Origin of the sequence: Streptomyces sp. NPDC052225 (assembly GCF_040679615.1) — a bacterium.
Lineage (GTDB): Bacteria > Actinomycetota > Actinomycetes > Streptomycetales > Streptomycetaceae > Streptomyces.
Window position 1 is genome coordinate 62515 of record NZ_JBFAVD010000012.1, and the last position, 25907, is coordinate 88421.

The following is a 25907-nucleotide window of genomic DNA, read 5'->3' on the forward strand; positions in this document are numbered from 1 at the left end:
CCATGACCCGTCGTTCGCTGCGCGCCCCTCGGGCCCACCGCTCCAACGCCCTGCACCCGGGCGCCTGGTGGGTCTGGGCGCTCGGCCTCGGCACGGCCGCGTCCCGCACCACGAACCCGCTGCTGCTCGCGCTGCTCATCGGCGTCGCCGGTTACGTGGTGGCGGCGCGCCGCACGGAGGCGCCGTGGGCGCGTTCGTACGGGGCCTTCGTCAAGCTGGGCCTGGCCGTGCTCGGCATCCGGCTCGCCTTCGCCGTCGTCCTCGGCTCGCCGATCCCGGGCAGCCATCTGCTCGTGACGCTGCCCGAGGTGCCCCTGCCGGACTGGGCGCAGGGCGTCAGGATCGGCGGCCGGGTCACCCTGGAGGGCCTGGTCTTCGCGCTGTACGACGGCCTGAAGCTGGCGACCCTCCTGATCTGCGTCGGGGCGGCCAACGCGCTCGCGTCCCCATCGCGGCTCCTGAAGTCGCTGCCGGGCGCCCTGTACGAGGCGGGGGTCGCGGTCGTGGTGGCGATGACGTTCGCGCCGAACCTGATCGCGGACGTGCGCAGGCTGCGTGCGGCCCGCCGCCTTCGCGGCCGTCCGGACAGCGGGATACGCGGACTGCTCCAGGTCGGACTGCCGGTCCTGGAAGGTGCGCTGGAGCGTTCGGTGGCGCTGGCGGCGGCGATGGACGCGCGCGGCTACGGCCGCACCGCCGAGGTCCCGCCACTCGTACGCCGGGCCACGGCGATCTGCACGCTCGGCGGTCTCATCGGCGTGTGCGCGGGAACGTACGGGCTGCTCGCCGCGTCCGGCGCGGGCTACGGGCTTCCGGTGCTGCTCGCCGGGGTCGCCGCCGCGCTCGCCGGGCTGTGGCTCGGCGGCCGCCGCTCGGTCCGCACCCGCTACCGGCCGGACGTCTGGGGCGTACGGGCCTGGCTGGTCGCCCTGTCCGGGGCGGCGGCCGCGGCCGTGATGATCTGGAGCGGCGGTCAGGACCCGGCGGCGCTCCAGCCGCCCGTGGTGCCGCTCGCCGTCCCGACCCTGCCGCTGTGGCCGGCGGCGGGCATCCTCCTGGGCCTCCTCCCGGCGTTCGTCGCACCGGCCCCCTCAGCCGACCGCCCCTTGGAGGCCGCGTCATGATCCGCTTCGAGAACGTCTCCGTCACCTACGACGGGGCGCCGGAGCCCACCGTCCGCGCGATCGAACTCCACGTGCCCGAGGGCGAGTTGATGCTGCTCGCCGGACCGTCCGGGGTCGGCAAGTCGACGCTGCTCGGCGCGGTCAGCGGACTCGTGCCGCACTTCACCGGCGGCACCCTGGCCGGCCGGGTCACCGTGGCGGGCCGCGACACCCGTACGCACAAGCCGCGCGAACTCGCCGATGTCGTCGGCACGGTGGGCCAGGACCCGCTCTCGCACTTCGTGACGGACACCGTCGAGGACGAACTCGCCTACGGAATGGAGTCGTTGGGACTCGCGGCACCGGTGATGCGCCGCCGCGTCGAGGAGACCCTCGACCTGCTCGGCCTCGCGGACCTGCGCGACCGCTCCATCTCGACGCTCTCCGGCGGCCAGCAGCAGCGGGTCGCGATCGGCTCGGTCCTCACCCCGCACCCTCAGGTGCTCATCTTGGACGAGCCGACGTCCGCGCTCGACCCGGCGGCGGCGGAGGAGGTCCTCTCCGTCCTCCAGCGCCTCGTCCACGACCTCGGCACGACGATCCTCATGGCCGAACACCGCCTGGAGCGCGTCGTCCAGTACGCGGACCAGGTCGCCCTCCTCCCGGGCGCGGGCAAGCCGTTGCTGGTCGGGGCCCCGGCGGACGTCATGGCCGTATCCCCGGTGTACCCGCCGGTGGTGGGCCTGGGCCGGTTGGCGGGCTGGGATCCGTTGCCGTTGACGGTCCGCAACGCGCGCAGGGCGGCGGGCCCTCTGAAGGACCGCCTGAACGCTCGGACCCAAGCACCAGCTGTCACCGATCAAGCGCCAGCCGTCACAGAGCAAGCCTCAGCCGTCACAAATCAAGCCCCTCCGGCGATTGAGGAGCGGGGTCCGGGGCAGAGCCCCGTGGCGTTCACCTCTCGACTGGGCGTAAGACGAGACCGCATGGAGGCCCTGCGCCACGTAGACCTCACCGTCGCCCCCGGCGAGATCATCGCCCTGATGGGCCGCAACGGCGCCGGCAAGTCCACCCTCCTCTCCACCCTGGTGGGCCTGATCAAGCCCACCGCCGGATCAGCCCAGGTCAGCGGCGCCACCCCCCACCGCACGGCCCCCCGCGACCTGATCCGCAAGGTGGGCCTGGTCCCCCAGGAACCCCGCGACCTGCTCTGCGCGGACACCGTGGCGGCGGAGTGCGCGGCGGCGGACAAGGACGCGAGCGCAGCGCCGGGCACCTGCCGCGCCCTGCTCGACACCCTCATCCCCGGCATCCAGGACGCGACCCACCCCCGCGACCTCTCCGAGGGCCAGCGCCTCACCCTCGCCCTGGCGATCGTGCTGACGGCGGCGCCCCCGCTGCTGCTCCTCGACGAGCCGACGCGCGGCCTGGACTACGCGGCGAAGGGACGCCTCGTGGAGATCCTGCGGGGCCTGTCCGAGCAGGGCCACGCGATCGTCATGGCCACGCACGACGTCGAACTCGCCGCCGAGCTGACGCACCGGGTCGCGATCCTCGCGGACGGCGAGATCGTGGCGGACGGCCCGACCCCGGAGATCGTCACGTCGTCACCGTCGTTCGCGCCGCAGGTGGCGAAGATCCTGGCGCCGCAGCGCTGGCTCACGGTGGCACAGGTGGAAGAGGCCCTGGCATGACCGTCAAGCCGGACCGCCAGGCCAACCCCGTACGTCTGGGCCCCCGCTCCATCGCAGCCCTGGCCCTCGTCAGCGCAGTCGGCATCGTCGCCATCGGCTGGCCCCTGATCACCGGCCCGGGATCGCAGGTCAACGCCCACGCCCAGGACGCCCCGTGGCTGTTCGCCGCGCTCCTCGTCCTCCTCGTGGCCGTGGTCGCCGCGACGATCTCCGAGTCGGGCCTCGGCCCCAAGGCGGTCGCCATGCTCGGCGTCCTCGCGGCTGCGGGTGCGGCGCTGCGCCCGATCGGCGCGGGCACGGCCGGCATCGAGCCGATGTTCTTCCTGATGGTGCTCAGCGGCCGGGTCCTGGGCCCGGGCTTCGGCTTCGTCCTCGGCTCGCTCAGCATGTTCGCGTCGGCGCTGCTGACCGGGGGCGTCGGCCCGTGGATGCCGTTCCAGATGCTGTCCATGGGCTGGTTCACGATGGGCGCGGGCCTGCTCCCGGGACCGCACTCCCTGCGCGGCCTGCCCGAGCGCGTCATGCTCGCCGCCTACGGCTTCCTCGCCGCGTTCGCGTACGGCACGATCATGAACCTGGCGGGCTGGCCGTTCATGAACGCCCTCGCGTCGTCGGTGGCGTACCAGCCGGACGCCGCGCTGCACGAGAACCTGGCCCGCTTCCTCGCGTACTGCCTGGCCACCTCGCTCGGCTGGGACCTGGGGCGCGCGGCGCTCACCGTCGTGCTGACCCTGACGGTCGGCGGCGCGGTCCTGAAGGCGCTGCGCCGGGCCACGCGGCGGGCCGCCTTCGAGGCCCAGGTCACATTCGACGGGTCCTGAGGGTCCCGGCGGGGTGAAGCGCCCCACATGACGGACGTCACCTCCTACCGGGATTAGTGGACCGTCGCCCCCTCGTCCCGACCGGGCGCACCCCGCGTGACCTGGGCTTTGAGACCCAGGCCACATAAAGGACAAATGGCACACGTACGACTTCCACTAGCAAAGGGGGTCTTTGCCGGATACCGGGGCGGCCTGTTTCTCTGGAGCCGTCGCCGAGCACCACGGCCCTCCTTCACGGAGACCACGGAGCCGTCGGAGCTCGCGGCCCCCTGTCCCCCACGGAAGGTTCCGCCTTGTCCGCCACGCTCCTCCGCCGCATCGCCACCCCGAAGAAGGCCATCGCCGGCGCCACCATCGCGGCCGCCACGACCGGCATGATCTTCGCGTCGGCTCCGGCCCAGGCCGCGCCGGCCTCCGCCAAGGCGATCGCCCAGCAGAAGCTCTCGGACTCCGCGCAGTTCTCCTGCTTCGACAACATCGTGTCCCGCGAGAGCGGCTGGAACCCGAACGCGACGAACGCGTCCACCGGGGCGTACGGGCTCGTGCAGGCACTGCCCGCCAACAAGATGGCGTCCGCCGGGTCGGACTGGAAGACGAACCCGGAGACGCAGATCGAGTGGGGGGTCAACTACATGAACGAGCGGTACGGGAGTGCCTGCGGCGCTTGGGCGCACTGGCAGGCCAACGGGTGGTACTGACCCGACCCGGGCTTTTTTGAGGCGGCACCTTATGGGTGTCGCCTCCCTTTTTTGTTGTCTTCATCGTGCAGACCGTGGGGGCTTGTCGCGCAGTTCCCCGCGCCCCTAGGGAGTCTTGCTGAACCAGCGCGTTATCTTCGGGGCCGCTGTCCTGAAGCTGCCGAAGTGGTCCACCGGGCCCTGGTTCCAGACCCTCACCGTCGCCCCCGCCTTCCTCAGCTGCGCCGCGCAACTGGCCGCGTTGCCGATCGGGACGTCCGTGTCCGCCGAGCCCGCGTACAGGCGGACCGGGACGTCCGGCTTCCAGGCGCAGGTGGTGTCGTTGGCGTCCAGGGCCTCCTTGAGGGCTCCCACCGGGTGCCGCATGCGTGCGTAGAACTCGGGGGTGAGGAGCTGTTTCACCGTCTTCGGGAGCGCCGCGATGACGTCCTCCTCGCCGTGCTCGCCGTCGAAGAGGGCCTCCACCCGGGTCGCGTACGGCGCGCGGAACACGTCGGCCGGGTCCTTGTAGATCGGGTGGAGGCGGTTCTGGGCGACGAGGAAGTACGCGGTGTAGAAGAGGCCGCTGGTGTCGTTGACGCGGCCGTCGAAGAGGGCCGGGATCTCCTCGCCCGCGAGGTCGTACGGGCCGCTGACCGGGGCCAGGGCCCGCAGCCTCAGGTGTCGGTCGGCGCCGGATTCGAGGGCCTTGCCGAGCCCCATGGCGACCTGGCCGCCCTGCGAGAACCCGGTCGCGTACACGTCGCCGGTGAGCGGCCTGCCGAGCCGGTCGCCGGCCTGGCGGGCGGCCCGCAGCATGTCGAGGGACGCGGTCACGGACGAGGCGGTGTCCATGTACGGGTGGACGCCGGGGCCCCGCCCGAGGCCGAGGTAGTCGGGCGCGGCGACGGCCTTGCCCGCGGACGCGTTCAGGTAGGAGGGGGTGCGCCCGAAGTCGTCGCCGACGGAGGGCGCGTAGTCGCGGTGGACCATGGTGCCGTGGGTGTCGGAGACGACGCCGAGGCGCCGGTCGCCGCCGGTGGGGAGGGTGAACAGGCCGGTGGCCAGGGTGGGTCGGCCGTACGCGTCGACGGTGCGGTAGGTCAGCCGGTACGCCCGCACACCGTGCCGTACGGAGTCGGTGTCGATGTCCCGTTCGCCGAGCCACGCCGTGACGGCGGCCCGGTCGAGCGCGGCGACGGGCGTGACGGAGACGAGGGCGCCGCGCCGTTCCGACGACGGTCGTCCGTCGGAGGCGACGGCGGCCGGGACCGCGGCGCCCCCGGCGAGCAGCAGCGCTGCCGTCACGGCGAGGGCCCGCCGCGACCGTGAAGTACCGCTGGGTGTACGGGTGTTGAGCGCGTCGTTTGTCATGCCATGACGGTAGGGATCACCGGCCCCCTGCCGACATCCGAGCGGCCCCCGGACCCGGGGTGGACGTAAGCCCACCCCACCGCCCCGGCAATCCCCCGACTACAGCCGCTGGATGATGGTCCCGGTGGCCAGGGCGCCGCCCGCGCACATGGTGATGAGCGCGAACTCCTTGTCCCTGCGCTCCAGTTCGTGCAGAGCGGTGGTGATGAGCCGGGCCCCGGTGGCGCCCACCGGGTGGCCGAGGGCGATGGCGCCGCCGTTCACGTTCACCTTCTCCAGGTCCTGTTCGAAGACCTGTGCCCAGCTCAGCACCACGGAGGCGAAGGCCTCGTTGATCTCGACGATGTCGATGTCCTTGAGCGTCATCCCGGCCTTGCCGAGCACCGCGCGGGTCGCGTCGACCGGCCCGTCCAGGTGGTAGTGGGGGTCGGCACCGACCAGCGCCTGGGCGACGATCCGGGCGCGCGGCTTCAGCTTGAGGGCGCGGGCCATGCGTTTGGAGGCCCACATGATGGCGCAGGCGCCGTCGGATATCTGCGAGGAGTTGCCGGCGGTGTGGACGGCGGTCGGCATGACGGGCTTGAGCCCCGCGAGGCCCTCCATCGTCGTGTCGCGCAGCCCTTCGTCGCGGTCGACGAGGCGCCACATGCCCTGCCCCGCGGCCTGCTCCTCCTCGGTCGTCGGCACCTGCACGGCGAACGTCTCGCGCTTGAACCGCTCCTCGGCCCACGCGACGGCGGCCCGCTCCTGCGAGATGAGGCCCAGCGAGTCGACGTTCTCGCGGGTCAACTCCCGCCTGCGGGCGATGCGTTCGGCGGCCTCGAACTGGTTCGGCAGGTCCACGTTCCACTCGTCGGGGAACGGCTTGCCCGGGCCGTGCTTGGACCCGGAGCCGAGCGGCACGCGCGACATGGCCTCGACGCCGCAGCTGATGCCCACGTCGATGACGCCCGCCGCGATCATGTTGGCGGTCATGTGCGAGGCCTGCTGGGACGAGCCGCACTGACAGTCGACGGTCGTCGCGGCGGTCTCGTAGGGCAGGCCCATCGTGAGCCAGGCGGTGCGCGCCGGGTTCATGGACTGCTCGCCCGCGTGCGTGACCGTACCGCCGACGATCTGCTCGACGCAGTCCGCGTGGATGCCGGTGCGGCCGAGCAGTTCCCGGTACGTCTCGCCCAGCAGGTAGGCGGGATGGAGATTGGCGAGCGCGCCGCCGCGCTTGCCGATCGGGGTACGTACGGCTTCGACGATGACGGGCTCGGCTGCCATGACGGTCGTCCTCTCCACGCTTCCCGGACCAACGACTCTGCGAACCGTGTACACGCGTCACCGGCGCCGCCGCACAACTAGAACGTGTACCAGTTCTCCGTGCAGTCTCGGCGCGCTTACCCCCGGTACGCAAGGGGCGTGCAAGCACCGCGCACGGAACCGACACACTCGCGCCCCTTGCCACTTCTAGAACCCGTTACTACCTTTCCAGCCAGAACTGACGGAGCGTCAGAACATCACGGGAGATGCCCATGCCGTGCCCCGCGCTGCCCGACGGGTTCGACTTCACCGACCCCGACCTGCTGCAAGACCGCATTCCCCACCCGGAGTTCGCGCAGCTCCGGCAGGCCGAACCGGTCCGCTGGATCGCCCAGGAACCCGGCATCTCCGGCTTCGACGACGCGGGCTACTGGGCGGTGACCCGGCACGCGGACGTCAAGTACGTCTCCACGCACCCGGAGCTGTTCTCCTCGAACACCAACACCGCCGTGATCCGCTTCAACTCCTCGATCCAGCGCGACCAGATCGAGGTCCAGAAGATGATCATGCTGAACATGGACCCGCCGGAGCACACCCGTGTACGCCAGATAGTGCAGCGCGGCTTCACGCCGCGCGCCATCCGCTCGCTGGAGGAGAAGCTGCGCTCGCGGGCCCGCGACATCGTGGCCACCGCCCTCCAACAGGCGGGCCCCGACGGCTCGTTCGACTTCGTCACCAACGTCGCGGTCGAGCTGCCGCTCCAGGCCATCGCCGAACTCATCGGCATCGAACAGGCCGACCGCGCCCGGGTCTTCGACTGGTCCAACAAGATGGTGGCGTACGACGATCCCGAGTACGCCATCACCGAGGAGATCGGCGCCGAGGCCGCCATGGAGATCGTCGGCTACGCGATGAACCTCGCCGCCGACCGCAAGCAGTGCCCGGCGAAGGACATCGTCAGCCAGCTCGTCGCGGCCGAGGACGAGGGGAACCTGTCCTCCGACGAGTTCGGCTTCTTCGTGATCCTGCTCGCCGTCGCCGGCAACGAGACGACGCGCAACGCCATCACGCACGGCATGCACGCCTTCCTCACCCACCCCGACCAGTGGGAGCTGTACAAGCGGACCCGGCCGAGCACGGCGGCCGAGGAGATCGTGCGCTGGGCCACCCCGGTCGTCTCCTTCCAGCGCACCGCCACCCAGGACACCGAACTCGGCGGCCAGAAGATCCGCGAGGGCGACCGGGTCGGCCTCTTCTACTCCTCCGCCAACCACGACCCGGAGGTCTTCACCGACCCCGACGCCTTCGACATCACCCGCGACCCCAACCCGCACCTCGGCTTCGGCGGCGGCGGACCGCACTTCTGCCTCGGCAAGTCCCTCGCCATCCTGGAGATCGACCTGATCTTCAACGCCATCGCCGACGCCCTGCCCGGCCTGCGCCTGGCGGGCGACCCGCGCCGGCTGCGCGCGGCCTGGCTGAACGGCGTCAAGGAACTGCGGGTCTCCGCCGACTAGCCGCCGCCGCTGAACGTCTCCGTCGCTTCACGCGTCTTCGTCCGTGGAACCCGACCACCCATCGAAGACGTGACGGAACGGACCGGCACCCGTGACCACGGTCGACCAGCCCCTCTTGCACGAGACGCGACAGCAGCGCCCCGCCCTCGCCCCGCACCACCGCGTGCCCCTGCTCGCCGTCCTGCCCACCCTGCCCCTCTACGTCGTGTGGGCGCTGTTCCTCGCGACCGGCGGCGGCGATCTCGCGGCCCAGGAGGCCTGGGCCCGGTTCGCCGCCGACCACGGGGCGTCGGCGTACAACCTGTTCTGGTACGGCGGCATGCACACCGCCAACTACTCCCTCATCTCCCCTTACCTGATGGCCGGGTTGGGGGTCAGACCGGTCACCGTGGCCGCCGGTCTCGCGGCGGCCTGGCTCGCCGCGGTCCTCGTCGTGCGCACCGGCATCACGCGCCCGCTCGGGCCCGCCGTGCTGCTCTCCCTGGCGCTGTGGTGCAACGTGGCGTCGGGCCGTACGACCTTCGCGCTCGGCGTCACGTTCGGCCTCGGCGCATGCGCGGCGCTGACGGGGCGGCGCAGGATCGCGGCAGCGGCCGGCTGCGCCGCGCTCGCCACGATGGCGTCCCCGGTGGCCGGCCTCTTCCTGGCCGTGTGCGGAGCGGGCCATCTTCTCGTACGGGACTGGGGGCGGGCCGCGTCGCTGCTGGCGCCGCCCGCCGCGGTCGTGGGCGCGACGACGGTCCTCTTCCCTTTCAAGGGCGAGCAGTTGATGCCGGCGGACCGGATCTGGCCGCCGGCGCTCTTCGCCCTGGTCCTCGTGGTGGCGGGCCCGCGGCAGTGGCGGGTGGCCCGCGGGGCGGCGGCCGTGTACGCGGCCGGCACCGTCCTGACGTATCTGATCCCCTCCCCGATCGGCACGAACGGCGAGCGCCTGGCTGAACTCGCCGCACCCGCAGCTCTGTTGGCGGCCGTCCGCACCCCTGGCCTGCGCGGGGCGCGGACCGTGGCGCTGACCCTCGCGCTGGTGCTGTCCTCGGCGTGGGTGACCCAGAAGACGGTCGACGACCTGGAGGTGTCGACGGCGGTGCCCGCGTGGGCGTCCGAAACCAGCGGTGTCGTACGGGAGTTGAGGCGGCTCGGCGCCGACCGCACCCGCGTCGAGGTGATCCCGGCCCGCAACCACCGCGAGGCCGTCGCGCTCGCCCCCCACGTGAACATGGCGCGCGGCTGGAACCGGCAGCTCGACATCGAGCGCGGGCGGCTCTTCTACGACGGGACGTTCTCGGCGGTGACGTACCGGGCGTGGCTCGACCGGTGGGCGGTCGGCTTCGTGGTGCTGCCGAGGGCAGGCCGGACGGGTTCGCGGAGCAGGAGGCCGCGTTCGTGCGGAGCGGCCCGGCGTATCTGCGGCCCGTCTGGCGCGACCCGCACTGGCGCGTCTACCGGGTACGGAACGCGGTGCCGCTGGTGTCCGCGCCCGCGTCCGTCGTCAGCTCGGACGGGGCGCGCGTCACGGTCCGCTTCTCGCGGGCGGGATCGGCGACGCTGCGGGTCGCGTACTCGCCCTGGCTCAAGGCGGAGGACGGCTGCCTGAAGGTGCGGGGGCGGCCGGGCGACGAGTTCACCGAGCTGGTGGCGCCTGCGGCAGGGACGTATCGGATCGGCTCGGACTGGGAGCCTTCGCCGTCGCCGACGTCAGCACCGTGCGCGCCCTGGGCCCCTGGAGGACGTACGTGATGAGGAAGCCGAGCCCGACGACGGTCGCGCCGCCCACCGCGTCGAGGATCCAGTGGTTGCCGGTCGCGACGATCGCGGAGACCGTGCACAGCGGGTGGATCAGGCCGAGCGCCTTCACCCACCGGCGGCGGGCGAGGACGACGATCACGATGCCGCACCACAGGGACCAGCCGAAGTGCAGCGAGGGCATCGCCGCGTACTGGTTGGTGAGCTGGGTGAGGGTGCCGTAGTCGGGCTTCGAGAAGTCCTGGACGCCGTGGACCGTGTCGATGAAGCCGAGGCCCGGCATGAGGCGTGGCGGCGCGAGCGGGTAGGCCCAGAACCCGACGAGCGCGAGCAGCGTCGCGAAGCCGAGGGCGGAGCGCGCCCAGCGGTACTCGGCGGGCCGCCGCACGTACATGAGCCCCAGCAGGCTCAGCGGCACCACGAAGTGGAACGACGTGTAATAGAAGTTGAAGAAGTCCTCGAGGCGCGGGGCGTGGCCGACCACCGTGTGGTTGACCCAGTGCTCGATGTCGATGTGCAGGAACTTCTCGATCGAGTGGACCTGGTGCCCGTGGGCTTCCGCGGTGGCCCGGCCACCGGAGATCGAACCGCCCGTCGCGGCGAGCCTGACCTGCTGGTACGCGGAGTAGCCGACGCGGATGAGGAGCAGTTCCAGGAGCAGGTTCGGCCGGGTCAGGACGCGCCGCCAGCCCGGGACGAGCGGGACGTGCTTCCAGCGGGCGGGCCCCGGCTCGGCGTGTTCCGTCGGGATCGGGGCCTGATAGAGCGGTGACGTACGGGACAGGAAGGGCACGACGCAGGCGGCGGCGAGGGCCGCGATCAGCACGACGTTGTCCCGGATCGGCTCCAGGAACGACATGTTGGGCAGCATCATCGTCGACGGCAGCGTCAGCGCGAGCACGACGAGGACGGGCCACATGTGGCGGTCGGAGGCGCGCTTGCCGACCCGCCCGACGACGGCGAGCAGCACCCACAGGAGCTGGTGCTGCCAGGTGGTCGGGGACACGGCGACGGCGACGCAGCCGGTGACGGCGACGGCGAGCAGCAGCTGTCCGTCGCGCGCGTACGTGATCGCGCGGCGCAGCCCGAGCACGGCGACGGCGGCGCCCAGCGCGAGGAACAGGCCGATCTCCAGGGGCCCTTGGAGGCCGAAGCGGAGCAGCATGCCGTGCAGCGACTGGTTGGCGTTGGCGGCGGGCGCGGTGCTCAGCCCGGAGCCCGCCAGGTGGTGCACCCAGTACGTCCACGAGTCGTGCGGCATCGCGGCCCAGGCGAGCAGGGTCGCGGCGACGAAGGTGACGCCCGACGACACGGCGGCGCGGCGGCGCCCGGTGAACCACAGCAGCGGCGCGAAGAGCAGCACCGTCGGCTGGAGCGCGGCGGCGACGCCGATGAGCGCCCCCGACGTCTTCTCGCCGCGCACGACGAAGCAGCCGAGCAGCACGAGCAGGACGGGGATGATGCTGGTCTGGCCGGTGGTGAACGTGTTGCGCACCGGCAGCGACAGCATGAGCAGGCTGATCGCGACGGGCGCCGCGAACAGGGACGTACGGCGGGAGACGGGCTGCGGCAGGGCGCGCGCGACGACGAGTCCGAGCGCCACGACGAGGGCGAGCGAGCCGAAGGTCCAGCCCCAGCCGAGGGCCTGTTCGGCGGCGCGGGAGAGCGGTTTGAGGACCAGGCCGGCGAAGGGCGTGCCGGTGAACCGGTCGGGCAGGTCGTACAGCGAGCCGCGGACGTGGAGGACGCCGCCGGGGCCGATCCAGGTCTCCAGATCGGTGAGCCGCTCCCCGCGCGGGGTACTCAGGACGGCCACGAGTTGACGTACGGCGAGCACGGCGGCGATGAGCCACAGGCCCGCGCGCACCGCCCCGAGGCGTCCCGTCACCGGTCCCCTGTGCTCCACATTCGCCACGTGCCGTCGGCCTCCCGCCCCTGTCGGGCCCCGGTGGTGCCCGGTTCGCCCCTGGGTGTTCCCAGAGGTTCGCACCACCCCCGAGTTGAGACGCAGGCAACCCGTACTTCACCTGTCTGTCCACCCGGTTTTGACCGGAAAGAAAGCAACATGGCCGGTTACGTTGCGCGCTGAGCGGGTTCGGTTCCGCGACATAACTCACAGAACGATCCCTTTACGGCGCGCGAACGGCCGGGCGTTCGTCCAGGCCGGAGGCGGTTTCCGCACGCTGTGCGGTGGAGCGAACACTACCCGTTACGACCGACAGCGCCCCTATGGTCCTTTTCGGGCCGTTCCGTGGAAGGGCCCATGGGCCTGTCCTCGGACGGGCCTTTGCCCTTGTTCCCGATGAAAGGCAGGCGAGCGGTCCCTTGGCCAGCGCCACGTCCGTCGCACCGAGTACCACCAGGCCCTCCGCTCCGGCGAAGGGCCGCGGCTCAGCCCCGTCCGACGCCACCGTCACCGACCCCGCCCTCGTGAAGAGGGCCGTCAAGGCGGCGGCGCTCGGCAATGCGATGGAGTGGTTCGACTTCGGGGTCTACGGCTACCTGACGGCGACGCTCGGACACGTCTTCTTCCCCACGGCGTCCAGCACGGCCCAGGTGCTCTCCACGCTCGGCACGTTCGCCGCCGCGTTCCTCGTGCGCCCCATCGGCGGCGCCTTCTTCGGCCCGCTCGGCGACCGCATCGGCCGGCAGCGCGTCCTCGCCATCACCATGATCATGATGGCGGCGGGCACGTTCGCGATCGGCCTGATCCCGTCGTACAACGCCATCGGCGTCTGGGCGCCGGTGCTGTTGATTGTGGCGCGCATGGTGCAGGGCTTCTCGACGGGCGGCGAGTACGGCGGCGCGTGCACGTTCATCGCCGAGTACGCGCCCGACAAGCGCCGCGGCTTCTTCGGCAGCTTCCTGGAGCTCGGCACGCTCATCGGTTACGTGGCAGGCGCGGGCATAGCGACAGCGCTCACCACTCTCATGTCCTCCGGCGACCTGTACGGCTGGGGCTGGCGCATCCCGTTCCTGATCGCGGGCCCCATCGGCCTCGTCGGTCTCTACGTACGGATGAAGCTGGAGGAGACCCCGGCGTTCCAGAAGCTCGCCGAGGAGGCGGAGGCGAAGCAGAAGGCACAGCCGAAGCCGAAGCTGCGTGACATGTTCGCGGGCAAGGGCGCGGCGAACGCGATGCTGCTCTGCATCGCCCTGGTCCTCGTCTTCAACGTCACCGACTACATGCTGCTGTCGTACATGCCGACGTTCCTGAGCGAGGAGCTCGGCTACGACGCCACGCACGGCACGCTGATCCTCATCGGCGTGATGCTCCTGATGATGGTCGTGCAGGTCCCGATGGGCGCGGCCAACGACCGCTACGGCCACCGCAAGGTCATCGGCGGCGCCTGCGCGGGCTTCGTCCTGCTCTCCGTCCCGGCGGTCCTGCTGATCCGCGAGGGCTCGACCTGGGCCATCGCCCTGGGCCTGGCCGCCCTGGGCCTCCTCCTGGTCGGCTTCACCTCGTCCATGCCGTCGACCCTCCCGGCCCTCTTCCCGACCAAGGTCCGCTACGGCTCCCTCTCGGTCGGCTTCAACCTCTCGGTGTCCCTCTTCGGCGGCACGACCCCCCTGGTGGCAGCGGCCCTGATCGCCGCCACGGGCAACCTCATGATCCCGGCGTACTACATGATGGCGGCGGCCCTCATCGGCGGAATCGCCGCCTGGCGCATGCGCGAATCAGCAGGCCGCCCCCTCCCCGGATCGCCCCCGGCGCTGTAGCCCCGCAAGGGGCGCGAGGAACTGCGCGAGCAACCCCCACAAGCCGCAGACGCCCTGCCACCACAACACGGCAGACGCGCCTGCGGCACTTCGGGATCAGAAGCCGCCGAACACCGACACCCCCCAGGGGCGCGAGGAACTGCGCGACCAGCCACAACGAAAGCCGCAGACGCCCTGCCACCACAACACGGCAAACGCGCCTGCGGCACTTCGGGATCAGAAGCCGCCGAACACCGACACCCCCCAGGGGCGCGAGGAACTGCGCGACCAGCCACAACAAAAGCCGCAGACGCACGGCCACCACAACACGGCAGACGCGCCTGCGGCACTTCGGGGTCAGAAGGGGCCCAGCCCCTACTGCCCCACCCGCCCATCCACCCGCTCGCGGAGCAGATCCGCATGGCCGCAATGCCGCGCATACTCCTCCACCATGTGCAGCAGCACCTCCCGCAGCGACACCGGCTCGTCCCCCGCCGCGCTCATCGCCCCCAGATCCTCGACCCCCTCCACGTACTTCTCCGCGAACGCGATCTCCTCGCGCCACAGCCGGAACGCCTCCTCCACGACGGCCGGATCCCCGACCGCCCCGTCCCAGTCGGCGTCCCGCTGCTCCGGCGTACGGAAGAGGTCGGGCACGTCGAGCCCGGCATGCACCTTGCGGAACCAGATGCGCTCGACCCGTGCCATGTGCCGCACCAACCCGAGCAGCGACATCGTGGACGGCGGCACGGATCGCCGCGCGAGCTGCTCCGCGTCGAGGCCCGCGCACTTCATCTCCAGCGTCAGCCGGTAGTCGCGCAGATAGCCGACGAGATTGGCGCGCTCACCGACGAAGCCGCCCTCCGAGCGCGGATCCTCCTCGGGCGTGACGAACATGTTGGACCAGGCGAACTGCCGTACGGGTTCAGTCATTTCCCGAGCATCCAGCAGTGGTGTCACCGCTCGCCACACAATTCCGTAACACCAGGAACCGCTCCCCCACCCGTCCCCGTCGCTACGCGCATGAAGACACCGGCCCGCACCAGGGCCCTCCTGATCTCCCTGGCCCTGCTGGCGTTCCAGATCGCCTGGATCGCGGCCCCCGCGTACGCGTGCGGCTGCGGCGCGATGGTGCCGCGCGAGGGGCAGCGGATCAGCGTCGGCCAGGAGACGTCCGCGGTGCGCTGGGACGGCCGTACCGAGCAGATCGTGATGCGTCTCTCGGTGCGCGGCGACGGCCGCGACGTCGCCTGGATCATGCCCGTGCCGCATCGCGCGAGCGTCGAACTCGGCGACCGTGAGCTGTTCACGGCCCTGGACCGGGCGACCGCCCCCGAGTGGCGCACCCGCCACCACTTCTGGCCGCGCGGCGACGACTGGCCCTTCGACGGCGCGTCCGGCGACGGGGCCGCCGCGAAGGCCCCGGGCCCCGGCGCCGAAGCGGGCGTGAACGTCGTCGGCCGCGAGACCCTCGGCCCCTTCGACGTCGCCCGCCTGACCGCCACCGACCCCGACGACCTCGCCAACTGGCTGAAGCGGAACGGCTTCCGGCTGCCGAGCCGCCTGGACAAGGCGTTACGCCCGTACGTCGACCAGGGCTGGGAGTACGTCGCGATCCGGCTCGCCCCGAAGGAGTCCGGGGCGACGCTCGGCGGCGAACTCGACCCGCTGCACCTGACGTTCGCCAGCGACCGCCTCGTCTACCCGATGCGCCTGTCACAACTGGCCCGCGACGCCCAGCACTTGAGCCTGTACGTGCTCGCCGACCACCGCATGGAGACCCGGTCGCGGATCGGCGGGGCCGCGCCGAAGGTGACGTACGCGGGAGAGATCACCGACACCTCGGGCCCGCTCGCCCGGCTGGCGGGCAGCAGCCGCTACTTGACGGCCCTCACGCAGGACTTCTGGCAGCCCTCGGCGATCGACGGCGACCACGAACTGCGACGGGCCGCGCACGACACCCCGTACCGCACGGTCTTCTACGAGGACGAGCTGCTCACGGTCGGCCCGGGTGTCCCGGTGTGGTTCCTGACGGTGCTCGGCGCGGCGGCCGCGGCCCTCACCACGGTCCTCCTGGGCCTCCGCGCGCACAGGCGCCGCACGGTCCTCCCGCCTCCACCCATCACGATCCCGCCGCCCCTAGGCTGACGGCCATGACGACTCCCCACCCCCAGCAGCCGGGCCCCGCGGCCGACGTCGACGCCTATCTCGGCGCACTGCTCGCGCCCGCCGACGAGGCCCTCGCCGCCGCGCTCGCCGACAGCGACGCGGCGGGTCTGCCCCGCATCAGCGTCTCCGCCGTCAACGGTAAGCTGCTGCACCTGATCGCCCGCATCCAGGGCGCCCGCCGCGTCCTGGAGATCGGCACGCTCGGCGGCTACAGCACGATCTGGCTGGCCCGCGCGCTGCCGGCCGACGGCGCCCTGATCACGCTGGAGTACAGCGCCCGGCACGCCGAGATCGCCCGTGCCAACCTCGCGCGGGCGGGCGTGGACAAGGTCGTCGAGGTGCGGGTGGGCGCGGCCCTCGACTCGCTGCCGGTGCTCGCCGATGAGCGGCCCGAACCGTTCGACCTGGTCTTCATCGACGCGGACAAGGCGAACAACCCGCACTACGTCGAGTGGGCGGTGAAGCTGACCCGGCCGGGCAGCGTCATCGTCGTCGACAACGTGGTGCGCGGCGGCCGGGTCATCGACGCCGAGAGCACCGAAGCGGACATCGTCGGCACCCGCGCCGCCCTCCAACTCCTCGCCGACCACCCGAAGTTGGATGCCACGGCGATCCAGACGGTGGGCGCCAAGGGCTATGACGGCTTCGCCCTGGCCTACGTACGGGACTGATCCGCAGGCCGCCCGCCCCGCTCAACTCTCCTGGTAGAAGCCCACGTTGACGCTGCGCGGCCCGCCCCGGTCGAGGACGACGATCTCGCCGGAGCCGCCGCGCGGCAGTTCGAGGACCCCGCCATAGGCGAGCGGCAGCCCCGGGCCGCCCTGGTTCCCGTACCGCACCCGTACCTCGGAGGCCGGGTCGTCCTGCGAGCCGCGCAGCCAGAACACGCTCCACTCACCCTCGGGTCCGCAGCGGAACTCCAGGTGGACGCGCGAGACGAACAGCCAGTCCTCCGGCGTCACGAGACGGCACACGCTCGCGTCGCGCCCCACCCGCAGCACGGCCCCCGGCTCGCTCGGCGCCTCGGCCATCAGCATCCCGGCCGTGGCTCCCGCGTCCGCTCCGGCCATCGTGGCCATGGTCAGTTCGAGCACCGCACTCCCCCAGCGTTCACGTCGTCGTCCTACGCAGCCGCCGCATCATAAGACCGTCCGAGGGCCTGCGGGACAATGAATCCATGACCGAACGCAAACCACCCGGCGTCAGCTTCGAGTCATTCGTGGACAAGCAGATCCGCGACGCCGAGCGCCGGGGCGACTTCGCCGCGCTGCCCGGAGCGGGCAAGCCCCTCGACCCGACGGCCGAGACCACGTACGACGAGAACTGGTGGATCAAGCGGAAGCTGGCCCGCGAGGGCTTCTCCGTGCTGCCGCCGACGCTGGCCCTGCGCAAGGAGGCGGAGGACGCCCTGGAGGCGGCGGCGAAGGCACCGTCCGAGCGGATCGTGCGCCGCATCGTGACCGAGATCAACGACAAGATCCGCGCCATGATGTTCAAGCCCCCGCCGGGCCCGCCGCTCGGCCTGAAGCCGTACGACGTCGAGGAGATCGTCCGGCGGTGGCGGGAGGCGCACCCCGGCTGACACGGCGGCTGGGGCAGGATGGGCGCATGAGCATCGTGAAGATCAACGTCCTGAATGTCCCTGCTGAGCAGCGCGAGGTCCTGGAGCAGCGGTTCGCGTCCCGCGCCGGCGCCGTCGAGAACTCCGACGGCTTCGAGTGGTTCGAGCTGCTGCGCCCCGTCGAGGGCACCGACGACTACCTGGTGTACACCCGGTGGCGCGACGAGGAGTCGTTCCAGGCGTGGATGGAGGGCCCGATGAAGGCGGCCCACCAGGGCGGCGGCGACCGTCCGAAGCCGGCCGCGAGCGGGTCGTCGGTGTGGTCGTTCGAGGTCGTGCAGCAGGCCGCGCCGAAGGGCGCCTGACAGCCGACGTCGGTCAGCCGACGGAGGCCCGGCCCGTGCGGAAGCGCTGCCGGTACTCCGTCGGCGTCGTGTCCAGCCTGCGGCGGAACGCGCGGATCAGGGTGTCCGTCGTGCCGAACCCGCAGGCGGACGCGATGCGTTCGAGGGTCGCGTCGGTGGTCTCGAGGTGCCTGCGGGCCGTCTCGACGCGGGCCGACTCGACGTAGGCGCTCGGCGTCGTGCCGAGTTCGGTCTTGAAGATCCGGGTGAGCTGGCGCTCGCTGACGTGCGCGTACGCGGCGAGGTCGGCGACCGTGAGCGGCTCTCCGACGTGCCGCGTGATGTGGTGGCGCAGGTCCTCCACGCGCCGCGTCGTGGAGACCGGCTCCAGCGGCACGCTGAACTGGCTCTGGCCGCTCGGCCGCTTCAGGTACATCACCAGCTGGCGGGCGACCCGCAGCGCGAGTTCCTCGCCGAAGTCCTCGGCGACCAGCGCGAGCGACAGGTCGAGGCAGGCGCTGATCCCCGCCCCCGTCCACACGTCGCCCTCGCGGATGAAGATCGGGTCGGCGTCGACCTTGACCTCCGGGTGGTCGGCGGCCAGCTGCGGCGCGGTCGACCAGTGGGTGGTGGCGCGCTTGCCGTCGAGCAGCCCGGCGGCGGCGAGCAGGTGCGCGCCGACGCACACGGACGTGACCCGGCGGCTGCGCCCCGCGAGTTCCTTGACCCGGGCGACGACGGCGGGCTCGGCCAGCGCCTGCACCCGGCGCTGCCCGTCCCCCTCGACCGTCATCTCGACGGAGCCGGGCACGAGGAGGGTGTCGACGGCGAGCCCCGCGATCTCGTCGAAGGTGGCGTCGGGCAGGACGCGGACGCCCGCGGACGTGGTGACGGGGTCCATGGTCTCGGCGGCGAGGACGACGCGGTAGGCGTTCGTGTCGTCGGTCTCGCGGCGTACGAGGGCGAACACCTCGGGCGGGCCGGTGACGTCGAGGAGGTCGACTCCGTCGAAGAGGACGATGACGACGAGGCGGTCGCTCACGGGTCTGGCACTCACAGGGCGCTGCTCCACTCCCACGACGGGTCACACCGGCGATGTCCGGATCTGCATGTTAGGCGACATTGCCGACACGCGGGGGCCGGTCCTAGCGTGGAGAACGCAGCTGCTCGCACCCGATCCCGTACGAAAACCCGAGGTGGAACCCCATGGCTACGACGACCCTGCGCACGCTCAACGGTCTCGACGAGACGCCCGCGTCGCTCGCCGACGCGACGCTGGTCCTGGTCGACTACCAGAACACCTACACCCGCGGCGTGATGGAGCTGGACGGCTGGCAGGAGGCGCTCGACGCGGCGGCGGAGCTGCTCGGCCGGGCCCGCGAGGCCGGCGCGACCGTCATCCACGTGATCAACGACGGCGGCGAGGGCACCCCGTACGACATCCGCGAGGAGATCGGGCAGATCCACCCGAGCGTGGCCCCCGTCGAGGGCGAGGCCGTCGTGGTGAAGGGGGTGCCGAACAGCTTCGTCGGCACCGATCTCGGCGAGCGCGTCGACGCCGCCGGCCACGACGACGTCGTGGTGATCGGCTTCATGACGCACATGTGCGTGCTGGCCACGGCGCAGGGCGCGTTCCTGCGCGGCAACCGGCCGACGGTCGTCGCCGACGCGTGCGCGACCCGGGCACTCGACTGGGAGGCGGGCAGTGAGCTGCCCGCCTCCCAGATCCACCAGGGTGCCCTCGCGACGGTCCGCGACCTCTACGGAGTCGTGGTCCCCTCCGGGAAGTCGCTGGCCTGAGCCGCTCAGCCCGTCACAGCTTGAGCAGCCGCTCCGCCGTCTCCCGGTAGTCGCGCAGCGCGATCCTCAGCTGCTCGGTGTCGTCCGTCGACTCCTGCCACGACGTGCGCAGGGTGCGGCGACGGCCCGCGAGGGTCTCCGCGAGGCGGGCCGTCAGGTCCTCCAGGACGTGATCGGCCTCCTCGACGGCGGCCCGGGGACCGTCCACGAACCCGGTGACCGCGTGCCGCAGCCGGCCTTCGAGCTCGGCGCGGGCGTCGGTCGGGACGATCTCGGAGCGCGTACCGGAGGCGTGCCCGGGCCCGTGCCCCATCTCCGTCGTACGCTCCATGCCCGCCGGACGTTCCATGCGCTCCGGGCGGTCCGGGCGGTCCGTGCCCTCCATGCGCTCCGGGGTGTCCCGGTGGCCCAGGCGCTCCGCGTGCTCCATGCGCTCCGGGCGATCCGTGCGATCCGTGCGATCCGGGGCCGGGCCGGAGCCCATGGCGCCGCCGCGCGTCCTGTCGATGTCCGTCATGTTCGCTCAACTCCCCTTCGCCAGACGCCCCTTGAGGGCACCCGTCCTCTTGTGCGAGCCGTGCGTGTCCGCTGCGCGCCGGTCGGCGGCCTCCTCGCCGGCGTCGCCGGTGCGCCGCCGCATGGCGCGGTCCCGGCCGACCAGGTCCTCGAAGAGGGCCCGCGCCTCGACCATCGCCGCCCGCAGTTCCTCCGTACCGGCCCTGCTCTCGTCGGCGTGCCCGGTGCGGGCGTGGGTGGCGCGGTGGACGCGCCGGTAGCCGTGCACATGGGCCCCGTGGTGGACGGAGAGGGCGTCGAGCTGGTCCTCGTAGCGTCCGTCGGCGCCCCCGGCGGGGAAGCCGCGCTCGTGCGCCAGGTCGGCGAGGACGGCGTCGGCCTCGGCGACGGCGCCGGCCGGGTCCTCGACGAAGCGTTCCTGGGCGTCGGCCCAGCGCGCCAGGTAGCGCTCACGGGCGGCGGGGTCCAGGGGGTGGGTCTTCAGCGAACCGTGCCGCCGTACCCGCTCGGCCAGTTCGTGCTCGGCTGCCTTGGTGTCGCCGTCGTGGTGGGCGACGGCCCGGTCGTACTCGGGCCCGAAGCGGCGCTGGAGGCCGCGTCCGCCGCGGGGTGCGGTGCGCGCGGCGAAGAGTCCCGCCGCGACGACGACCACGAGCCCCACCACGATCAGAGCGATGATCACGCCTGTGGACATGGGTGCCTTCCCTCAGTGGTGGCTTGTCCACACCGAGTTGCCACCGGCCGGACACCCAAACAGATCGCGACGCGACGAGCGGCGAAAACGACTTGCGGGGCCACGGACCACCGGACACAGAATGCGCCATGCGCACCTCCTGGACCGTCGCCCCCGAACCGTTCGACTCCGCCGTCGCCGCCGCCCTGTGGCGCGCGTACTACACGGAGGTGAGCGACCGCTGGTACCTGCTGCACGAGGGCCGCACCACGGACCCGGCCGAGCTGGAGCGCGGTGTCGCCTCCGAGTCGGGGTCCCAACTGGCGCCGCCCACCGGCCAGTTGCTCGTCGGCCGCTACGAGGGCGAACCCGCGGGCACGGCCGGAGTGCGCCTGGTCGACGACCGTACGGCCGAGCTCACGCGGGTCTACGTACGCGAGGAGCTGCGCGGCACGGGCGGCGCGTCCCTGCTCGTCGCGGCGGCCGAGGACGCGGCGCGCGCCCTGGGCGCCGAGGTGATCCGGCTCGACACCCGCGACGACCTGGTGGAGGCACGTGCCCTGTACGCGCGGCTCGGCTACGAGGAGACGCCGCCGCACAACGACGACGCCTACGCCGAGCACTGGTTCAGCAAGAAGCTCGGCGCGTAGCCGGCCCGCCGCGAGCCGTTCGCCCTGGCCTGAAAGCACCTACTCCGTAAGGGAGTTCATGCTCCCGGAGTGCCCGCCCGGGGAGTTCACGCGCTCACACCCGGCCGCTGAACCGTCCCGTCGTGCGGCCGCTCCGCGTCCGATCCGCACATCTCGGCGTTCAGTTCGGAGACGAGGTTGATGAGGTCGGTGGGGCGGTCGGGCCCCCACCAGTCGCCGAGCAGTTCGGCGAGGGACTCCTCGCGGGCCGCGCCGAGCCGGGCCGCGACCGCCCGCCCCTCGTCCGTGAGGACCAGGTCGACCCCTTCGCGTACGGCGAGGCGCCGCTCCTCGACCTGCCGGGCCGCCGCGAGGACGACATGGAGCGGCACGGCGCTGCGCTCGGCGAGCGAGGCAGGCTCCGCCCACCCGTACCGGTTGATGCGCAGCACGAGCCAACTCGCCGCGGGCAGCAGGTCGTAGCCCGCCCGCTCGGTGATCTTCTCGTAGATCTCGCGCCGCCCCTCGCGGGTCCCGAGCGCCGAAAGGGCCCGCGCCACCTCGTCGTACGAGGAGCGCTCGACCGGGTTGGAGGCGAGCGTCTCGGTGGCGTCGGGCGCGGTGACGGAGCCGCGCAGCTTGTCCTCGCGCAGGAACCAGGACAGGGCGAAGGCGAGCAGGGCGACCGGGACGGCGTAGAGGAAGACGTCGGTGATGGACGTGGAGTAGGCGTGCAGCACCGACGGCCGCAGCGCGGCGGGGAGTTGGGCGATGCCGCGCGGGTCGGCGCTGAGCGAGGCGGGGGTGACGCCGGGCGGCAGCTGCTGCCCGGCGAGGGCCGAACTCAGGTTGCCGTTCAGGCGGTTGGTGAAGATGGTGCCGAAGATGGCGACACCGAAGGAGGCTCCGATCGAGCGGAAGAAGGTGGCGCCCGATGTGGCGACGCCCAGATCCTCGTACGGGACCGCGTTCTGCACGATGAGGACGAGCACCTGCATGACGAGGCCGAGCCCGAGTCCGAAGACGAAGAAGTAGAGGCTCATCCTCAGGGTGGAGCTGGTCTCGCTGAGGTTGTGCAGGAGCAGCAGGCCGAGCGTGGTGACGGCGGTGCCCGCGATCGGGAACACCTTCCAGCGCCCGGTGCGGCTGACGATCTGCCCCGAGACCGTGGAGGACAGGAGCAGACCGATGACCATCGGCAGCATGTGCACGCCCGACATGGTCGGCGAGACGCCCTGGACGACCTGGAGGAACGTCGGCAGGTATGTCATCGCGCCGAACATCGCGAAGCCGATGACGAAGCTGATGACCGCGGACAGCGTGAACGTCCGGACGCGGAACAGCTTCATCGGCAGGACGGGCTCCGCGGCCCGGAACTCCACGAACACGAAGACGACGCCGAGCACCACGCCGAGGATCGCGAGCCCGATGATCTGCGGCGAGCCCCAGTCCCAGGTCGTGCCGCCGAGCGAGGCGACGAGGACGAGACAGGTCGCCACGGACGCGATGAGGAAGGTGCCGAGGTAGTCGATGCGGTGCTTGCGCGAGCGGACCGGGATGTGGAGCGCGGCGGCGATCACGGCGAGCGCGACGACACCGATGGGGAGGTTGACATAGAAGACCCAGCGCCAGCTCAGATGCTCGGTGAACAGGCCTCCGAGCAGCGGTCCGAGCACGCTGGTCGCGCCGAAGACGGCGCCGAACAGCCCCTGGTACTTGCCGCGTTCACGCGGCGAGACGATGTCGCCGACGATGGCCATCGACAGCACCATCAAGCCGCCGCCGCCAAGACCTTGCAGCGCACGGAAGCCGATCAGCTGCGGCATGTTCTGCGCCATGCCGCACAGCGCGGAGCCGACGAGGAAGATCGCGATGGCGAGCTGGAACAGCTTCTTGCGCCCGTACTGGTCGCCGAGCTTGCCCCACAGCGGGGTCGCCGCGGTGGCCGCGAGCATGTACGCGGTGACGACCCACGACAGGTGCTCCATGCCGCCGAGATCGCTGACGATGGTGGGCAGGGCCGTCGAGACGATGGTCTGGTCGAGGGCGGCGAGCAGCATACCGAGCAGCAGGGCTCCGATGGAGACGAGAACACCGCTGCTCTTGCCCGCGTCGTCGGGCACGGCGCGGTGGGTGCGGCCTCCGGCGGCGTTGCCGGAACCGTCGTGTACTTCCTGGCTGCTCATGGCCACCTCCGAAGCCTCCCCGGCCCGGACCGGCCGGGGGCTTGGCACTTCCCATCCTGGTAGGTGTGACCAGGTTTGGCCTGTTGAGTCCTACTGGGCCCCGCGATTTCCCGGGCCCGCGCTGCGGGCGGGGCGCACGGGTCTGCATAATGCGCCTTGCAACGCTCGGGGATGGGGGGCCACACGATGAGCGACGACCACAGACGTACGTGTCCGGAGTGCGGGGCGGGCGGGGGGCCGGACGGCGATCCGTCGTGCGCCTGCGAGGCGGAGAGCTTCGGGCCGCTCCGTATCCGCCCTTATGTCACGCTTCCCGAGCCGTCCCTGCCGGCGCCGCCGCGCGCGGCCGACCCGTACGCGCATCCGCCGCGCACCCCGCTGCCGCCGGAGGAACCGGCCGGCGCGGACGACGTCGACGCTCCGGAGCCGGAGCGGCGGCGCGGACCCGTCCTGCTGCTCGCCGCGGTCGCGGGGGTACTGAGCGTGGCCGCGCTGGTGACGGTCCTGATCTCGGCGGGCGGGGACGACTCCCCGTCGACGGCGGCGGCCGCGAGCGAGTCGACGCTGTCCGGTGCGGCGCCGCACGAGCCGGCGTCCGCACCGCCGTCGTCCGCGCCGGCGTCCCCGTCCTCGTCCTCGTCCCGGGAGAGCGCGTCGCCGAGCGCCTCGGCATCGCCGTCCGCGTCGGCCTCGGTGTCCCCGACCCCGTCCGCGAGCCGTACGTCGAAGAGCCCGACGGCGACGCAGTCCACGCCCCCCGCGCCGACGGCGACCCGCAGCGCGACACCCCCGGCCCAGGCGGTCCTGCGCCGGGGCGACCACGGCCCCGAGGTCACCGAACTCCAGTCCCGCCTCAAGCGGCTGAACCTCTACATCGGCGACCCGAACGGCAACTTCAACGGCCCGACGGAGTACGCCCTGCGCACCTACCAACTCTCCCGGGGCATCCAGACGGACGACCAGGGAACGTACGGCCCGGCGACCAGGGAGGCACTCGAACGCGAAACGTGAGCACATCAAGCCCCTGCGGCGATTGAGCAGCGGGGTCCGGGGCAGAGCCCCGCGACCTGAGCGTCATCGCCGCCGACCGATGTCATCCCACGTACAGCAGGATCTCCCCGTCGCCCCCGGCAACAACGCGTACGGCCCGGAGATCCGGCACCACGACATCCGCCCCCTGCCCGACGGCCCGGGCCCCGACGCCCACGACCCGCATCCCGGCGGAGCGCCCCGCCGAGATCCCGGCCCCCGAGTCCTCGAACACCACACAGTCCGCGGGATCGACCCCCAGCTCGGCGGCCCCCTTGAGGAACCCTTCGGGGTCGGGCTTGCTGGCCCCCACGTTCTCCGCCGTCACCCGCACCGCGGGATACGGCAGCCCCGCCGCGGCCATCCGCCCGGTCGACAGCGGCACATCCGCCGAGGTGACCAGCGCGTGCGGCACCCCGCCGGAGATCAGCGCGTCCAGGAACTCCGGGGCGCCCGGCACCGGCACGACGCCGTCCATGTCCGCGGTCTCCGCGGCGAGCATCCGCGCGTTGTCGGCGTAGTTCTCCTCGACGGACCGCTCGGGCAGCAGTACGGCCATCGTGGCGTGGCCCTGACGCCCGTGGGCGACGGCCATCACCTCGTCGGGGTCGAAGCCGTGGTCGACGGCCCAGCGCCGCCAGATCCGCTCCACGACGGCGTCGGAGTTGACGAGCGTGCCGTCCATGTCGAGCAGCAGGGCGCGCGCGGAGAGAACGGTGGGCGTGGCCGGCATCGGCAGGCTCCAGAGAACGGAGGCAGGGGGAACAAGGCGGCCCCGCCCGCCGGTCAGGGAGTGCGGACGGGAACCACTTTGTTCCCCCACGATACAAAACGCTTCGCCGTGATCGCCAGTCGGGGTGAGCCGGGGGATGATCCGCACTCGGCGATCAGCCGAACGACTCGGGACTCCGCCCCGGACCCCGCCGCCCGATCGCCGCAAGGGCTTGATCGGGCCCCGACGAGTCCCAACTCGCCTCCATCGCACCGCACTTACCCCTTGCCCCTCACCCCATTTTGACGCGACCCTGTCACTCAACGCTCACCTCCCCGAAACCCCACCCCTCCACCCTGGCCAGGCACACCCCGCCCGGCCAACCACCCCCCACCCCCTGGGAGTTCGC

At 72.0% G+C, this 25907-nt stretch carries 23 protein-coding genes and 1 pseudogene; 14 read left to right on the forward strand and 10 right to left on the reverse strand.

Annotated features, from left to right (window positions below; translation table 11 throughout):
* Nucleotides 1–2: 2 nt before the first annotated feature.
* The 4 genes from AB0L37_RS19215 (at nucleotide 3) to AB0L37_RS19230 (ending at nucleotide 4316) form a co-directional block, all read left to right on the forward strand.
* Nucleotides 3–1124, forward strand: a complete 1122-nt coding sequence (locus tag AB0L37_RS19215; protein WP_365506387.1) for an energy-coupling factor transporter transmembrane component T — start codon at nucleotides 3–5, stop codon at nucleotides 1122–1124.
* Nucleotides 1121–2797 carry an ATP-binding cassette domain-containing protein gene (locus AB0L37_RS19220; protein WP_365506390.1) on the forward strand — a complete coding sequence of 559 codons (1677 nt, stop codon included), beginning with the start codon at nucleotides 1121–1123 and terminating at the stop codon, nucleotides 2795–2797. The genes AB0L37_RS19215 and AB0L37_RS19220 overlap by 4 nt, the downstream gene beginning before the upstream one ends.
* Entirely contained in the window at nucleotides 2794–3618 is an 825-nt protein-coding gene (locus AB0L37_RS19225) for an ECF transporter S component (RefSeq protein ID WP_365506392.1), read from the forward strand. The genes AB0L37_RS19220 and AB0L37_RS19225 overlap by 4 nt, the downstream gene beginning before the upstream one ends.
* A gap of 293 nt (nucleotides 3619–3911) precedes the next feature.
* On the forward strand, nucleotides 3912–4316 hold the full coding sequence (locus tag AB0L37_RS19230) for a transglycosylase SLT domain-containing protein (RefSeq protein ID WP_365506395.1): 405 nt from the start codon (nucleotides 3912–3914) through the stop codon (nucleotides 4314–4316).
* Between the two features lie 105 nt (nucleotides 4317–4421).
* Here AB0L37_RS19230 and AB0L37_RS19235 read toward each other — a convergent pair whose 3' ends face one another.
* On the reverse strand, nucleotides 4422–5669 hold the full coding sequence (locus AB0L37_RS19235) for an alpha/beta hydrolase (RefSeq protein WP_365506398.1): 1248 nt from the start codon (nucleotides 5667–5669) through the stop codon (nucleotides 4422–4424).
* 99 nt (nucleotides 5670–5768) lie between these two features.
* Nucleotides 5769–6938: a steroid 3-ketoacyl-CoA thiolase gene (locus AB0L37_RS19240; RefSeq protein ID WP_365506400.1), complete on the reverse strand. Its 1170-nt coding sequence runs from the start codon at nucleotides 6936–6938 to the stop codon at nucleotides 5769–5771.
* Between the two features lie 251 nt (nucleotides 6939–7189).
* Here AB0L37_RS19240 and AB0L37_RS19245 point away from each other — a divergent pair, with 251 nt between their 5' ends.
* On the forward strand, nucleotides 7190–8434 hold the full coding sequence (locus tag AB0L37_RS19245) for a cytochrome P450 (RefSeq protein WP_365506403.1): 1245 nt from the start codon (nucleotides 7190–7192) through the stop codon (nucleotides 8432–8434).
* A gap of 115 nt (nucleotides 8435–8549) precedes the next feature.
* Nucleotides 8550–10171: pseudogene (locus AB0L37_RS19250) on the forward strand (hypothetical protein).
* Here AB0L37_RS19250 and AB0L37_RS19255 read toward each other — a convergent pair.
* Nucleotides 10056–12065, reverse strand: a complete 2010-nt coding sequence (locus tag AB0L37_RS19255) for a bifunctional glycosyltransferase 87/phosphatase PAP2 family protein (protein WP_365506406.1) — start codon at nucleotides 12063–12065, stop codon at nucleotides 10056–10058. The pseudogene AB0L37_RS19250 and the gene AB0L37_RS19255 overlap by 116 nt on opposite strands.
* Before the next feature lie 437 nt (nucleotides 12066–12502).
* Here AB0L37_RS19255 and AB0L37_RS19260 point away from each other — a divergent pair, with 437 nt between their 5' ends.
* Nucleotides 12503–13900 (forward strand): MFS transporter, encoded by a 1398-nt coding sequence (locus AB0L37_RS19260; RefSeq protein ID WP_365506409.1) that lies wholly within the window; start codon nucleotides 12503–12505, stop codon nucleotides 13898–13900.
* A 354-nt stretch (nucleotides 13901–14254) separates the two neighbouring features.
* On the opposite strand, the gene AB0L37_RS19265 is transcribed toward AB0L37_RS19260, so the two are convergent.
* A complete protein-coding gene (locus AB0L37_RS19265; protein ID WP_365506411.1) occupies nucleotides 14255–14812 on the reverse strand; it encodes a DinB family protein in 558 nt (185 codons plus the stop codon).
* A gap of 90 nt (nucleotides 14813–14902) precedes the next feature.
* Here AB0L37_RS19265 and AB0L37_RS19270 point away from each other — a divergent pair, with 90 nt between their 5' ends.
* Together AB0L37_RS19270 and AB0L37_RS19275 are read left to right on the forward strand one after the other, a co-directional pair.
* Entirely contained in the window at nucleotides 14903–16027 is a 1125-nt protein-coding gene (locus tag AB0L37_RS19270; RefSeq protein WP_365506414.1) for a DUF2330 domain-containing protein, read from the forward strand.
* Between the two features lie 5 nt (nucleotides 16028–16032).
* A complete protein-coding gene (locus AB0L37_RS19275) occupies nucleotides 16033–16719 on the forward strand; it encodes an O-methyltransferase (RefSeq protein WP_365506417.1) in 687 nt (228 codons plus the stop codon).
* A 21-nt stretch (nucleotides 16720–16740) separates the two neighbouring features.
* On the opposite strand, the gene AB0L37_RS19280 is transcribed toward AB0L37_RS19275, so the two are convergent.
* Nucleotides 16741–17142, reverse strand: coding sequence for a hypothetical protein (locus tag AB0L37_RS19280; protein ID WP_365506420.1), 402 nt, complete (start codon nucleotides 17140–17142; stop codon nucleotides 16741–16743).
* Nucleotides 17143–17225: 83 nt separating this feature from the next.
* Here AB0L37_RS19280 and AB0L37_RS19285 point away from each other — a divergent pair, with 83 nt between their 5' ends.
* Together AB0L37_RS19285 and AB0L37_RS19290 are read left to right on the forward strand one after the other, a co-directional pair.
* Nucleotides 17226–17630, forward strand: a complete 405-nt coding sequence (locus AB0L37_RS19285; RefSeq protein WP_365506423.1) for a DUF1992 domain-containing protein — start codon at nucleotides 17226–17228, stop codon at nucleotides 17628–17630.
* A 26-nt stretch (nucleotides 17631–17656) separates the two neighbouring features.
* Complete coding sequence (locus tag AB0L37_RS19290; RefSeq protein ID WP_365506426.1) at nucleotides 17657–17974, forward strand: antibiotic biosynthesis monooxygenase; 318 nt, start codon at nucleotides 17657–17659, stop codon at nucleotides 17972–17974.
* 13 nt (nucleotides 17975–17987) lie between these two features.
* Here AB0L37_RS19290 and AB0L37_RS19295 read toward each other — a convergent pair whose 3' ends face one another.
* Nucleotides 17988–19010: a helix-turn-helix domain-containing protein gene (locus AB0L37_RS19295; protein ID WP_365506429.1), complete on the reverse strand. Its 1023-nt coding sequence runs from the start codon at nucleotides 19008–19010 to the stop codon at nucleotides 17988–17990.
* Between the two features lie 149 nt (nucleotides 19011–19159).
* Between AB0L37_RS19295 and AB0L37_RS19300 the strand changes: the two genes are divergently transcribed.
* Nucleotides 19160–19753, forward strand: coding sequence for a cysteine hydrolase family protein (locus AB0L37_RS19300; RefSeq protein WP_365506431.1), 594 nt, complete (start codon nucleotides 19160–19162; stop codon nucleotides 19751–19753).
* Between the two features lie 13 nt (nucleotides 19754–19766).
* Here AB0L37_RS19300 and AB0L37_RS19305 read toward each other — a convergent pair whose 3' ends face one another.
* Complete coding sequence (locus tag AB0L37_RS19305; RefSeq protein ID WP_365506433.1) at nucleotides 19767–20270, reverse strand: hypothetical protein; 504 nt, start codon at nucleotides 20268–20270, stop codon at nucleotides 19767–19769.
* A gap of 6 nt (nucleotides 20271–20276) precedes the next feature.
* Entirely contained in the window at nucleotides 20277–20963 is a 687-nt protein-coding gene (locus AB0L37_RS19310) for a hypothetical protein (protein WP_365506435.1), read from the reverse strand.
* A 128-nt stretch (nucleotides 20964–21091) separates the two neighbouring features.
* Here AB0L37_RS19310 and AB0L37_RS19315 point away from each other — a divergent pair, with 128 nt between their 5' ends.
* Nucleotides 21092–21592, forward strand: coding sequence for a GNAT family N-acetyltransferase (locus tag AB0L37_RS19315; RefSeq protein ID WP_365506437.1), 501 nt, complete (start codon nucleotides 21092–21094; stop codon nucleotides 21590–21592).
* A gap of 86 nt (nucleotides 21593–21678) precedes the next feature.
* Here AB0L37_RS19315 and AB0L37_RS19320 read toward each other — a convergent pair whose 3' ends face one another.
* Nucleotides 21679–23757 carry an MFS transporter gene (locus AB0L37_RS19320; protein WP_365506438.1) on the reverse strand — a complete coding sequence of 693 codons (2079 nt, stop codon included), beginning with the start codon at nucleotides 23755–23757 and terminating at the stop codon, nucleotides 21679–21681.
* Nucleotides 23758–23943: 186 nt separating this feature from the next.
* Between AB0L37_RS19320 and AB0L37_RS19325 the strand changes: the two genes are divergently transcribed.
* A complete protein-coding gene (locus AB0L37_RS19325; protein WP_365506441.1) occupies nucleotides 23944–24768 on the forward strand; it encodes a peptidoglycan-binding domain-containing protein in 825 nt (274 codons plus the stop codon).
* An 82-nt stretch (nucleotides 24769–24850) separates the two neighbouring features.
* Here AB0L37_RS19325 and AB0L37_RS19330 read toward each other — a convergent pair whose 3' ends face one another.
* Nucleotides 24851–25519 (reverse strand): HAD family hydrolase, encoded by a 669-nt coding sequence (locus AB0L37_RS19330; RefSeq protein ID WP_365506443.1) that lies wholly within the window; start codon nucleotides 25517–25519, stop codon nucleotides 24851–24853.
* Nucleotides 25520–25907: the final 388 nt, after the last annotated feature.